Origin of the sequence: Nitratiruptor sp. YY08-10, assembly GCF_016629565.1 — a bacterium.
Classification (GTDB): domain Bacteria; phylum Campylobacterota; class Campylobacteria; order Campylobacterales; family Nitratiruptoraceae; genus Nitratiruptor.
In genome coordinates, this window is record NZ_AP023057.1 from 663,913 (window position 1) to 675,916 (window position 12,004).

Below are 12,004 nucleotides of genomic sequence, written 5' to 3' on the forward strand. Positions count from 1 at the left end.
CCAGTTTTACATTGTGGTTCTTCAAAGTTGCTTCATAATATTCAAAAATGTCAAATAACATAATATTCAAAAATGTCAAATAAAACGTGTGGATGGAAAAGTAACGAGAATTAAATATCTCTACCCATCACGGCGAACACCCTATGAAATATACAGGAATTATTTGGAAGCATTATCCAATGGCGGATATAAAATCATTGCCAATCTTCAAACGAAACAAGTGCGAAATTTTACAAGGACAAAAGCCGGATTTGATAAAGGATATCCGGATTTACGAGATCTTGGGGAGAGTGAGAGAGGTCATTTTTATATTGCTGCCAAAAACAAAGATGGCAGTGTCTATATCAGTGTGTATGTTGGTGAAGGTTATAATGGGCGAAAAGGTTGTATAGCGATTGGTGTTGTGGAAAAATCTTCCATGCAACATGGGCTTGTGACGGCGAAGTCGATTTTCAATAGGCTACAAGCACAAGGACATATACCAATATATGGAATATATTTTGATTTTGATAAAGCGGTCATTAAGCCAGAGTCTGAGCCTACAATGAAAGAGATTGCTACCTTTTTGCGTACTCATCCAAAAATTAAAATATATATTGTCGGTCATACCGATAATCAAGGAAAATTTACTTATAATATGAAACTATCTCAAAGAAGAGCCGATGCCGTTCGAAATAGATTGATTGAAAAATACCATATAGATCCTAAACGAATACGATCTTATGGTGTTGGACCTTTATGTCCTGTTGCTACGAATCAAACAGAAATAGGACGAGCGAAAAACAGACGTGTAGAATTAGTAGAACAATAAACTTACTCGATATTAAAAAAAGGAGGCAATATGGCAAATGTCCTAGTACCACTTGCTGATGGTTTTGAGGAGATTGAAGCGATGGCTATCATCGATGTTTTGAGTCGTGCCGGCAATAATGTAACTGTTGCTGGACTGTTTGATAATGAGGTAGAAGGAGCCAATACAGGATTAAAAGTTCTTGTCCATACTCTTTTGAAAGATGTCGAAATCGATGAGTATGATTTGATGGTGTTGCCTGGAGGGCTTCCTGGAGCAGAGCACTTGGCAAAAAGTGAACTTGTCCAAGAGATGATTCGAAAAATGAATGAAAAAGGAAAGTATGTAGGTGCGATTTGTGCAGCACCGTGGGCTTTAAAAGAAGCTGGAGTGCTAGAAGGCAAAAAACATACCAACTACCCTGGATTTGAAGAAAAAACAGGTGAAGAGGGATATGTAGCCGATCAAAAAGTTGTCATTGATGGCAATGTTGTTACATCAAGAGGTCCGGGGACTGCGATCTGCTTTGGGTTGGAGCTTGTACGACTTCTCAATGGTGAAGAGACATATAAACAGCTTAAAGCCGGACTTTTGGCAGACTACTGCTAACAAAAAAAGAGCTCTCTCCAGCATTTTTTGGGCAGTATAGGCACCTTTTGCCTATACCCTTCATATTTTTGCCCAAATTTTCTTTTAGCATCCATCTCATCGAATATTATCATCAGTAAAAAAATAAGAATTGCCTCGGTTGGAGCAATGAAAAATATAAAAGTTGGCAAACCCAATATAAGTGCAATGGCAAGCGGTAATAGTATAAGTCCAAAAAGCATAGGATGTCTTGTGCATCCATAGATGCCATCTGTGACGAGTCTATTTGTCTCAAGTCTTGGAATATTGCCTTGTCTGCCTTTTTGCTTGAGCTCTTTTCCTCCTTTGGATGCTGCACAAGATGATATTTTCAAAAGTGCTAGACCAAAAAGCAAAGTTATTAGATGAAAAAGAGGAGAGAAAAGTAGATCTCTGAAATAGAGTGTATCAAAGTAGATTGAAACAATGATTCCGCCAAATAAAAAGAGAAGCCACAGAAAAATTCTAACGATAGTTTGAGAAGAGAGTTTCATTTCATTGCTTTTAATTGTTCGAAAATTGGTTCAAACTCTTGCAAGATTTGCTTATTGCGATGTTTTTTTGCACCATTGATCAAAATGGTACATTTTTGTAGTGCTATTTTTCGCACCTTTGGATCCTTGCAAAAGGGTAGCATTGCTTTGATTCTCCACCGATCCATTCCAAAGTATTTTTGGGAGAGCTGATCTTCATGTCCTCCATATTTTATGACTGTTTGTATGGGGCTAAAGCCAACGGGATATTTTTTTGTGATACGCAGCCACAGCTCATAATCCTCACATACCTCAAAATCTTCTCGAAAAAGGCCAACTTCGTCAAAAAGTTCCTTTTTAATAGCAACAGCTGAAGGGGAGATGAGACAAAGGTGTAAAGAGTCGTAAAAGATATAGCCACTCTTTTTTTGATGAATCTTTTTTTTGTTTAAAAATTTTCCATTGCGTATCCATATCTCATCGGTTTGATGGATTGTATAGTCTGGATTTTTTTCAAAAAACTCTGCATGTGTCTCTAAATGGTTCTTTTTCCACTCATCATCGCTGTCAAGAAAAGCAATAATCTTTCCTTTTGCCGCTTTGATACCGCTGTTTCGTGCCGCGCTGACTCCTCTATTTTCTTGCCTGATGACTTGTATGGGGTACTGCTCTAAAATTTTTGGAGTCTCATCTGTCGATCCATCATCGACAACGATAAGCTCAAAATCCTTATATGTTTGATGAAGGACCGACTCAATGGCTCTTTTGATAACATTTGCTCTGTTGTAAACAGGGATGATGACGCTAAAGAGAGGAGAGATATTTTGCAACTGCATCTTCGTCATTGCTCCATGGCAATATTTCATCGGCAACTTTTTTGACTTGCGGTAAAGCATTTTTGACTGCTATCGATTTTCCGGCCCACTGAAACATGCCGATATCGTTGTGACTGTCACCAAAAACGCTTACCTCTTTTGCATCCACTCCTTGAATCGCTTCCAATTCTTTTAAAGCATGAGCCTTATCGCCTAAGGGGTGTAAAAAGGTTAAAAAGTGGCAGTCTTGATAAGGGTCTTTCGATAACTTCGATTCTACATTGTATAAAGATTTAACATAAGACTCAATCGATTGAAGAAGTTTTTCATCACCAAGATAGACCACTTTGAGATTTTTCGGCAATGCCCTTAGTTTTTCAATATTGAGTACACGGTTGTCATTTTTGTAGTTTTGCAAAAGCTCTTTTTGATGGATATTGAGTTTTTTGGGATAAAGAAATCGTTCTTGCATCTTTTCATCGAGTCCAACAATCAAAGGCCGCTCGTCAAACTCTTTTTTTATGAGATCTATAAAATCATCCACAATCTCTTTTTCAAGAGCGTTTATTTTTATCGGTGTGCCATCAGGGGCACAGATCATCGCTCCATCCAGTAAAATCATGGGGTATTGAAGTTTTAAGTCCTTGAGTAGTTTTGTAGCGCCAGTATAGCTCCTTGCTGTAGCAATAGTAAGTGGTTTTTTAAAATTGTTCCAAACTTCTTTGCTAAACTTTGAAAGTGTCAGATCGCTTCGCAAAAATGTTTTATCGAGATCCGTAACAAAGAACTCCACCAAATCCCTTTTTTTGTTACAATTGTAGCAAAAAAGGTGTTGTGTGAACCAAAAAATTTTTGAAGAGCGCATTTTAAAAATAGAACCTTCCATTCTTGATATGTTGCGCTCAAAAGAGTCTTTTAGTTTTCGTATCAATCATCATAGAGCATCAACACAAGAAGCTATAGAACTCCTGAAAAAAGATGGTTTCCATCCAAAAAGAGTTGATTGGGCTGACGATGTTTTTGAGTTACCGATGGATCAAAGAAAAGCCATTGTCAAAAGTAGTGCCTATACGCAGAATATGATCTATATTCAAAATCTCTCTTCTATTTTTTCAGCATACTCCCTTGATATCGAATCTGAGGACTGGGTGTTGGATTTGGCGGCAGCACCTGGTGGCAAAAGCCTCATTTTTAGTGAACGAGCGAAAAAAGTGAGTGCTGTTGAACCTGATAAAGGGCGTTTTTTTCGTATGAAGAGAAATTTCAAAGAGCATCTGGCAAAAAATATACAGACCTACAACAAAGATGGCCGATTTATCTATAAAAGCTGTCCCGGATGGTTTGACAAGGTCTTTTTGGACGCACCCTGCAGCAGCGAAGCCCATATTGATGGGGAGGTGACATGGTGGAGTTTACGAAGAGTTCGAAAATTTGCAAAATTGCAAAAGGAGCTGATTATAAGTGCTTATGAAAGCTTGAAGCCTGGCGGAGAAATGATCTATTCTACATGTACCTTTGCACCGGAAGAGAATGAGGCAGTAGTCGATTTTTTGATCAAAAAATATCCTGAGGCTCACGTTGTAGAAGTTGAAGTTCCATTTTCAAACTGGATGAGAGGTCTTATGGAGTGGGAAGGCAAGAGATTTCATCCAGATATTGAAAAAGCTGTACGGATATTGCCCAAAGGGGCCTATAGCGGTTTTTTTATGGCTAAAATTGCGAAAAATTTATAACGCGATATCAGGTAGGTCTTTGACCTTAGTCAAGATCTCTTCAATGAGTTCTTCGGTTGATCTGTTTTGAACATTGACGATGATATCAGCGACTTTTTCATACTCTTTTACTCTTTGTTTATAGAGTTTTTTCGCATCTTCATACGATTTAAACAGAGGTCTTTTTTTGATCTTTTTTTTGGCATTTTTGCTCTTTGTGATGCGTTCATAGATCCAATCAAAGTCTGCTTGAAGGTATACGACGATACCGATATCTTTGATGTTTTTGACTTTATAAAATCCACCACCTGTTGATATGATGGAGTTTTTTACACTGCTTGCAAGCCAGTCGGCTGTCTTTTGTTCAAGTTTTCGAAAATATTTTTCACCCTTTTTTTTGAATATCTTTTTGATTTTTGTGTTGGTCAGGCTTTCGATCAGATCATCTGTATCGATAGCGTAAATATCTGTTTTTCCAGCCATTGCTCTTGCAAGCGTACCTTTTCCGACACCCATGAAACCGATAAGTAAAATATTCTTCATAGCCCCTCTTTAGTAACATTTCTATATAATTTTATCAAAACTCATAAAGTGGAGTATCCATGAAGCCAAACTTCACCCATCTGCATCTACATACAGAGTATTCCCTTTTAGATGGTGCCAATAAAATAAAAGCCCTTGCGAAAAAGGCAAAAGAACTCGGTATGAGTGCCGTTGCCATGACAGATCACGGCAATATGTTTGGAGCCATCGATTTTTACAAAACGATGAAGGCTGAAGGCCTCAAACCAATTATCGGAATGGAAGCCTATTTGCACAACTCCGATGATCTTGGTGACAAATCCACAAGACAGCGGTTTCATTTGTGTCTTTTTGCCAAAAACGAGATTGGTTATAAAAATTTGATGTTTTTAAGCTCCATGAGCTATATCAAGGGATTTTACTACTATCCAAGAATCAACAAAAAACTTTTGGCTGAGCACAGCGAAGGGCTTATCTGTACCAGCGCATGTTTGCAGGGTGAAGTGAACTGGCATCTCAATACAAATGAGCGAAATACGAAATTTGGTGCAAAAGGGTATGAAGAGGCCAAAAAAGTGGCTTTATGGTACAAAGAGGTTTTTGGAGATGATTTTTATCTAGAACTTATGCGTCATGGTATTCACGATCAGTTGGCTATTGATGAGCAGATTATCGAGCTGAGCCTTGAAACCGGGATCAAAATAGTAGCGACAAACGATACCCACTACTTGGAAAAAAAGGATGCAGAACCGCATGAAGCGTTTATGTGCATCGCTATGAACAAACTCTATGACGATCCAAACAGACTTAGACACAGTGTGCATGAGTTTTATTTGAAGTCTCCTGAAGAGATTGCAAGGCTCTATGCCGATATTCCGGAAGCTCTTGAAAATACGCAGGAGATTGTGGATAAGTGTAATCTTGAGTTGAATCTTGGAAACCCGACTCCGCCAAATTTTAAATTTACTGTTGAATATGCAAAAGAGTATGGTTTAGAGGTGCCAACTGAGGAGCGATACAGTTTCGAAAACGATGAGGTGCTGTTTGAGTATATCTGTAAAGAGGGTCTGCAAAAAAGACTTGAGTATATTCCCAAAGAGCTTCATCAAAAGTACTGGGATAGACTTCAGCATGAGATCGATATCATCAAAAAGATGAAGTTTCCGGGATATATGATCATTGTTTGGGACTTTGTACGAGAAGCGAAAAAAAGAGGTATTCCGGTGGGGCCCGGACGAGGGAGTGCAGCGGGAAGCCTTGTAGCATACGCTATGGGGATTACCGATATCGATCCACTCAAATACAATCTTCTTTTTGAGCGGTTTTTGAATCCTGAACGGGTAAGTATGCCCGATATCGATATGGACTTTTGCCAGGAGCGAAGAGGCGAAATCATCGATTATGTGGTTCAAAAGTATGGGCGATACAATGTGGCTCAAGTTATCACTTTTGGTACGCTTCTTGCAAAGGGGGTGATCCGTGATGTTGCAAGGGTTTTGGGATTAAGCTACAACGATGGCGATCGCATGGCAAAACTGATTCCAGACAAACTTGGTATCACACTCAAAGAAGCCTATGATCAAGAGCCAAAAATCAAAGAGCTGATCGAAAGTGATCCAAAGTTTGAGCGAGTGTGGCGATTCGCATTGGCTTTGGAAGGGCTCAAAAGAAATGCCGGGATGCATGCGGCCGGTGTTGTTATCAGCAACGAGGAGCTTTGGCACAAAACTCCGCTGTATAAACCGAGCGGGGAAGAGACGATAGTGACACAATATTCGCTCAACTTTTTGGAAGATGTGGATTTGATCAAGTTTGACTTTTTGGGACTCAAAACATTAACCGTAATCGACAATGCTGTAAAACTTGTGGAAAAACGGTACAACACGAAGATCGATTGGAACAGAATCAATCTCAATGATAAAAAAGTGTACGATCTCATCCAAAGCGGGCATACATTGGGCCTGTTTCAGATAGAATCTGATGGTATGCAGCGGCTCAATGCAAGACTCAAACCAACCACCTTCGAAGATATTATCGCAGTACTCGCTCTCTATCGGCCAGGGCCTATGGAATCAGGGATGCTTGATGATTTCATCGAAAGAAAGCATGGAAGAAAACAGGTCTACTATCCTTTTGAAGAGGTAAGTTTTGATGAACTCAAAGAGGCTCTGGAACCTACCTATGGGATGATCGTCTACCAAGAGCAGGTTATGCAGATCGTTCAGATTATTGGTGGATTCAGTCTTGGCGAAGCCGATATCATCCGGCGCGCCATGGGGAAAAAGAAACGGGATTTGATGGAAGAGTATAAACGCGAATTTGTCAAGCGTGCAAGTGAGAGGGGATTTGATCCCAAAAAGAGTGAGACGCTCTTTGAACTGATTGAAAAGTTTGCCGGATATGGATTTAACAAATCCCACTCTGCAGCCTATGCGATGATTACATTCCAAACTGCTTATCTCAAAGCCTACTATCCGCAAGAGTTCATGGCGGCACTTCTAACGAGTGAACAGGATAATACCGATAAAATCGTTAAATATGTGGATGAGGTTAAACGATTGGGAATCAAACTCTTACCACCGGATGTCAATCTCTCATCTTTGGAATTTAACGCGACAACGATTGAAGGCGAGGATGTTATCCTTTTTGGGCTTGGAGCGATCAAAGGAGTTGGAAAAAGTGCCGTTTTAAGTATTTTGGAAGCAAGAAGTGAAGGACCGTTTAAGGATCTCAACGACTTTTTGCAACGAATCGATCCAAATAAAGTGAATAAAAAAGTGTTGGAAGCATTGATCAAATCTGGTGCGATGGATTCTTTTGGATACAGTAGAAGAACGATGCTTCTTGGAATCGAAAAGATAGTTACTGCCAGCCATGAGATAGCACGAGCAAAGAAGATGGCTGAAAATTCGCTTTTTGGAGATGCTCAGGAGTTGATCGATATCAAAGTGGAGCTGGAAGATCTGGGCGAATATGAGATGAAACAGATTTTGGAGTTTGAAAAAGAGACGTTGGGATTTTATGTTTCCGGTCATCCGCTTGATCCATTTAGAAGTGAACTCGAACAGATTCACTATACGCTTTCAAGCGATCTAGAAAATATCGCCGATTCATCCGAAGCACTGTTTGTTGGGAAAGTGGAAGAGATCAAGACAAAAATCAGTAATAAAGGCAACAAATTTGGCATTGTCAATATTATGGATTTGCATGGCAATATCGAAATGATGCTTTTTAGTGATAAACTGGAAGAGCTTGAGCAGCTCGATCTTGAAAAACCGGTAGCTTTCAAGGTTTATGTGACAAAAAACGATAATTTTACCAGAATTCGTTGCGACAAGATTATGAGCTTAGAAGAAGCGAAAAATGAACATATTACCACAAAGATAGAGGAAAAGTATGAGGAGCCTCTTGTCGTGCGGCTTGATCTGACGCATGAAATTGCGCGCCTAGAAGAGCTCTACCATTTGGCGATGCGCTATCCTGGCAAAAAACCTTTAAAACTTGTGATTGTCTCAAAACTGCAAGAAGTGGAGATTGAATCCCAAGTCTATGTCAATAGCGATTTTGCAAAAGAGGTGCAAAGTTTGGGAGTTCAGGTGGCTTAAAATTCGAAAGAGTATGGCTTTTTCTCCCTTTTTTTATAAGCTTCCTCTTCGCTCCACTCCTTAAAATCTTCCAGATCAAAAAGAAGTATTGTTTTTTCTTGTGATTTGAGCAGTTCATTGGAAAAACTGCTTTTTGAAAAAAGAGCGTAATATGTTGGAGAAAATCCGGCGATTTGGCTCTTTTTTTGTAGGGAAGTGAGGGTTTTTTTACAGATTTTGCTGTTTTTCCATTTGCATTCACCAATGATGATATCGCCATTTTTTAGTTCCATCATCAGATCGATTTCCACTTTTCTGTCCCAATAGCTTCCGCTACGGATGTGTTCAGGAAACCGTTCTTTCAATAGTTCATTGGAGAGCTCTTCAAAGGTAAAACTGACGAAGTTATCGAGGTCTGTAAGTATGAAATTTTGTACTTGTTCAAACTCTTTGTTGTAAAGCTGTTCTAATGATGGATAGATGTAGCGAAACCAAAATCTGTAGAAAGGCCTGGAAAATTTTGCCTTATGCTGAATCCTATATCGTCGAAGCTCTTTTTTGAGTTTCTGTTTTGGTTTTTTTTGCGGAAGGACCTCTCTGCTATACTCTTTTTCAATGATATTTTGATCAATATAGTATTGAAGACTCTCGTATCCCTCATGCTCTTTAGCAAAGCTTTTTTTGATGGCTGTTTCGATTTTTCTATCGCCGGTTGCCAAAGCGGAGAGGAAGAAATTGTTTTGTTGGGAAAATGGTTCGATGAATTGCTCAAAATTTTGTAAAACCACTAAAATGTTATCTTCAATACTATTATCAAAATCAAGTGTAAAATACTGTTCCAATCCATCAAAAAGTGAAAAAGAGATTATTGCTTTTTCAATTTCACAACGTTTGAAATTTTTATAGAGTTTTATAAAACGTTTTTTAATTTTTCCTCCTTCCTTTTTGCTATAATCAATTATACTAAAAAGGACATCAATGAGGAAATTAGCATTACTTTTTCTTTGCAGTCTGTATATTTTTGCCAATGAAAATAGTACGCTCATTGCGGCCGTCAATGCTTTAGATCGATTTATGGCGCTTCCAGAAGAAAGAATCCCGCCAAGGCTTCTGAGAAGAGCCGCAGCTATTGCCATCGTACCAAATCTGATTCGTGGTGGATTTGTTGTGGGGGCCCGTTTTGGTAAAGGAGTGTTGCTTATTAAAAATAGGAATGGATGGAGTGATCCTGTATTTATAAAATTGTATGGGGGGAGTCTTGGGTGGCAGATAGGTTTAGAAAGTATTGATGTGATTTTGATATTTAAAAACAGGCAAAATGCTCTTCGCCTTTTAAGCAACTCTTTGACACTAGGAGGGGATCTTTCTATTGCTTTAGGGCCAGTAGGCAGGGCTGGACAAAAAGCGACCGATCTCGGATTTCGTGCGCAGATTCTCTCATATTCAAGAAGTATGGGGGCTTTTGCCGGATTGGCGCTTGCCGGATCCAGACTAGAGGTGGATTATGAAGCGAATGCGCATTTTTATCACTGTGATCCTTATAAAATCTATCAGATTATTCAAGGAAAATGTCACGTAACCAATACATATGTACAGGTACTCAAAGAGAAGCTGGGGGAGTATGCTGCATGGCAAGAGTAAATAGAAGAAAACCTTTTCGTCCGCGATGCAGATATTGCAGAACGAACAGACATATCATACCAATTATATATGGGGTGCACTGTGATGAGAAAATGCTTGAAAAAGAGAGACAAGGTGAAGTGAAACTTGGTGGAATAGCCAGGAGTATCGATGTGCCGAACTGGTACTGCAAAGAGTGCGGAAACGAGTTTTTGCGCTGATGTGTTATAAAAGAGTCTTGTTTGTCGGATTTTCTTGGTATGAGCCAACAACAATAGCCTTTTTGCAAGATGCCATACAAGAAGTTTTAGGTATCGAATCAGAGTTTGTCTCCAAAGTTTCTTTGCCGCAAAAAGCGTATCATTTATTGCGTCGACAGTATTTGGCCTCTGCTTTTTTGGAACAACTTCTTTTTTTTAAAACAAACCCTTCTGATATCGTACTAGGTATTACGGGTGAAGATCTGTATGAGCCAAATCTCAATTTTGTTTTTGGTATCGCTACACCACTTTATGGCGTAGCTATCATCGGAACGAAGAGACTCCATAACAGTTTTTACGGTCTACATGAGGATGCAGCACTTTACTATAGAAGGGTTGCAATAGAGGCGATTCATGAGATAGGTCATGTCTTGGGGCTATCACATTGTGAGAATCCTCACTGCGTAATGCATTTTTCCAATACATTAGCCGAGGCAGATACAAAAGGATACCGATTTTGCCCTAATTGTGAAGAAAAAGCAAAAAAAGCGATATGCACAGATAAGATATAATATCGAAAAAAATTGGAGAGGCGATGCCAGTAAAGAGAGTAGAAGAGGCTCTTGAAGAGATTAAAAAAGGCAATATGGTTGTTTTGATTGACGATGAAGATAGAGAGAACGAGGGGGATCTCGTTTATGCTGCTACTTTTAGTACTCCAGAAAAAGTCAATTTTTTAGCAAGTGAGGCACGAGGTCTTATATGTGTAACAGTGACCAAAGATATAGCGAATAGGTTAGAGCTTACTCCCATGGTACAAAAGAATGATTCGGCTCATGAAACTGCTTTTACCGTCAGTGTGGATGCAAAAGAGGCTACAACGGGAATTTCTGCATTTGAGAGGGATCTTACTATCAAGCTGTTAGCAAACCCTACCTCTACGCCGAGTGACTTTGTCAAGCCTGGCCACATTTTCCCGCTCATTGCAAAAGAGGGGGGTGTGCTTGTTCGTACAGGACATACTGAAGGCTCTGTCGATCTTTGTAAACTCGCCGGTCTTCAACCAGCAGCTGTTATATGCGAGATTATGAATCCAGACGGAACGATGGCCAGACGAGACAGTTTAGAGAAGTTTGCCAAAGAGCATAATCTAAAAATTTTGTATATCTCAGATATCGTAGAGTATAGACTGCAAAACGAGCGGCTCATAAAAAAGATCAATGAAGAGGAGATAGAGTTTTTTGGTGTAAAGGTCAACCGGATTGATTTTCAAGATCATTTGGGGAATATCCATACAGCTATCGTTTTCTATTCAGCCAATGGTCAGGCAAATGTACGCTTTCATAATGTATCGAAAGATAAAGAGCTTTTACTTGATCAAAAAAAGTATCAAACATTAATCCGCTCAATTGATTATTTGAAAAAAAACAGCGGTGTTCTTGTCTTTTTGGAAAATGAAAAAGTGGGGGACCAGACGAAAGAGTATGGTATAGGGGCGCAGATTCTAAAAGAGCTTGGTGTCAAAGAGATCAGACTTCTTACATCGCATAAAGGAAAAGAGTTTGTAGGACTCAGCGGATTTGGGCTCGATATAGTCGAAGAGATAGAAATCGCTAAAAATTTTTAAATTTTCATCTACATAATTTAATCCATATTAAGTT

At 39.2% G+C, this 12,004-nt stretch carries 13 protein-coding genes; 8 read left to right on the forward strand and 5 right to left on the reverse strand.

Going from position 1 to position 12,004, the window contains the following annotated elements:
• Window positions 1–163 precede the first annotated feature (163 nt).
• Entirely contained in the window at window positions 164–811 is a 648-nt protein-coding gene (locus tag JG735_RS03655; RefSeq protein ID WP_201335475.1) for an OmpA family protein, read from the forward strand.
• Window positions 812–841: 30 nt separating this feature from the next.
• Complete coding sequence (locus tag JG735_RS03660) at window positions 842–1,399, forward strand: DJ-1 family glyoxalase III (protein ID WP_201335476.1); 558 nt, start codon at window positions 842–844, stop codon at window positions 1,397–1,399.
• On the opposite strand, the gene JG735_RS03665 is transcribed toward JG735_RS03660, so the two are convergent.
• Genes JG735_RS03665 through JG735_RS03675 form a run of 3 tightly spaced genes read right to left on the reverse strand, consistent with a single transcriptional unit; the run spans window position 1,396 to window position 3,498 of the window.
• Window positions 1,396–1,911: an isoprenylcysteine carboxylmethyltransferase family protein gene (locus JG735_RS03665; protein ID WP_201335477.1), complete on the reverse strand. Its 516-nt coding sequence runs from the start codon at window positions 1,909–1,911 to the stop codon at window positions 1,396–1,398. The genes JG735_RS03660 and JG735_RS03665 overlap by 4 nt on opposite strands.
• Window positions 1,908–2,735 carry a glycosyltransferase family A protein gene (locus JG735_RS03670; protein ID WP_236584221.1) on the reverse strand — a complete coding sequence of 276 codons (828 nt, stop codon included), beginning with the start codon at window positions 2,733–2,735 and terminating at the stop codon, window positions 1,908–1,910. Before JG735_RS03670 ends, JG735_RS03665 begins: the two co-directional genes overlap by 4 nt.
• Complete coding sequence (locus JG735_RS03675; protein ID WP_201335478.1) at window positions 2,695–3,498, reverse strand: HAD-IIB family hydrolase; 804 nt, start codon at window positions 3,496–3,498, stop codon at window positions 2,695–2,697. Before JG735_RS03675 ends, JG735_RS03670 begins: the two co-directional genes overlap by 41 nt.
• Before the next feature lie 43 nt (window positions 3,499–3,541).
• Here JG735_RS03675 and JG735_RS03680 point away from each other — a divergent pair, with 43 nt between their 5' ends.
• Window positions 3,542–4,438, forward strand: a complete 897-nt coding sequence (locus JG735_RS03680; RefSeq protein WP_201335479.1) for an RsmB/NOP family class I SAM-dependent RNA methyltransferase — start codon at window positions 3,542–3,544, stop codon at window positions 4,436–4,438.
• Here JG735_RS03680 and JG735_RS03685 read toward each other — a convergent pair.
• A complete protein-coding gene (locus tag JG735_RS03685; RefSeq protein WP_201335480.1) occupies window positions 4,433–4,960 on the reverse strand; it encodes a shikimate kinase in 528 nt (175 codons plus the stop codon). The genes JG735_RS03680 and JG735_RS03685 overlap by 6 nt on opposite strands.
• A gap of 59 nt (window positions 4,961–5,019) precedes the next feature.
• Between JG735_RS03685 and dnaE the strand changes: the two genes are divergently transcribed.
• Window positions 5,020–8,544 (forward strand): DNA polymerase III subunit alpha, encoded by a 3,525-nt coding sequence (dnaE, locus tag JG735_RS03690; RefSeq protein ID WP_201335481.1) that lies wholly within the window; start codon window positions 5,020–5,022, stop codon window positions 8,542–8,544.
• Here the strand turns inward: dnaE and JG735_RS03695 are convergent.
• Window positions 8,541–9,551 carry a DUF234 domain-containing protein gene (locus JG735_RS03695; protein ID WP_201335482.1) on the reverse strand — a complete coding sequence of 337 codons (1,011 nt, stop codon included), beginning with the start codon at window positions 9,549–9,551 and terminating at the stop codon, window positions 8,541–8,543. The two genes, dnaE and JG735_RS03695, sit on opposite strands and share 4 nt — an antisense overlap.
• On the opposite strand from JG735_RS03695, the gene JG735_RS03700 reads away from it, so the two are divergent.
• The 4 genes from JG735_RS03700 to JG735_RS03715 are packed head-to-tail and all read left to right on the forward strand — an operon-like array spanning window position 9,502 to window position 11,970.
• Window positions 9,502–10,164, forward strand: a complete 663-nt coding sequence (locus tag JG735_RS03700; protein WP_236584223.1) for a lipid-binding SYLF domain-containing protein — start codon at window positions 9,502–9,504, stop codon at window positions 10,162–10,164. The two genes, JG735_RS03695 and JG735_RS03700, sit on opposite strands and share 50 nt — an antisense overlap.
• Window positions 10,152–10,364, forward strand: a complete 213-nt coding sequence (locus tag JG735_RS03705; RefSeq protein WP_201335483.1) for a YgiT-type zinc finger protein — start codon at window positions 10,152–10,154, stop codon at window positions 10,362–10,364. Before JG735_RS03700 ends, JG735_RS03705 begins: the two co-directional genes overlap by 13 nt.
• Window positions 10,364–10,915 carry an archaemetzincin family Zn-dependent metalloprotease gene (locus tag JG735_RS03710; protein ID WP_201335484.1) on the forward strand — a complete coding sequence of 184 codons (552 nt, stop codon included), beginning with the start codon at window positions 10,364–10,366 and terminating at the stop codon, window positions 10,913–10,915. Before JG735_RS03705 ends, JG735_RS03710 begins: the two co-directional genes overlap by 1 nt.
• A 23-nt stretch (window positions 10,916–10,938) precedes the next feature.
• Window positions 10,939–11,970 (forward strand): bifunctional 3,4-dihydroxy-2-butanone 4-phosphate synthase/GTP cyclohydrolase II, encoded by a 1,032-nt coding sequence (locus tag JG735_RS03715; RefSeq protein ID WP_201335485.1) that lies wholly within the window; start codon window positions 10,939–10,941, stop codon window positions 11,968–11,970.
• The last annotated feature ends 34 nt before the right edge of the window (window positions 11,971–12,004 follow it).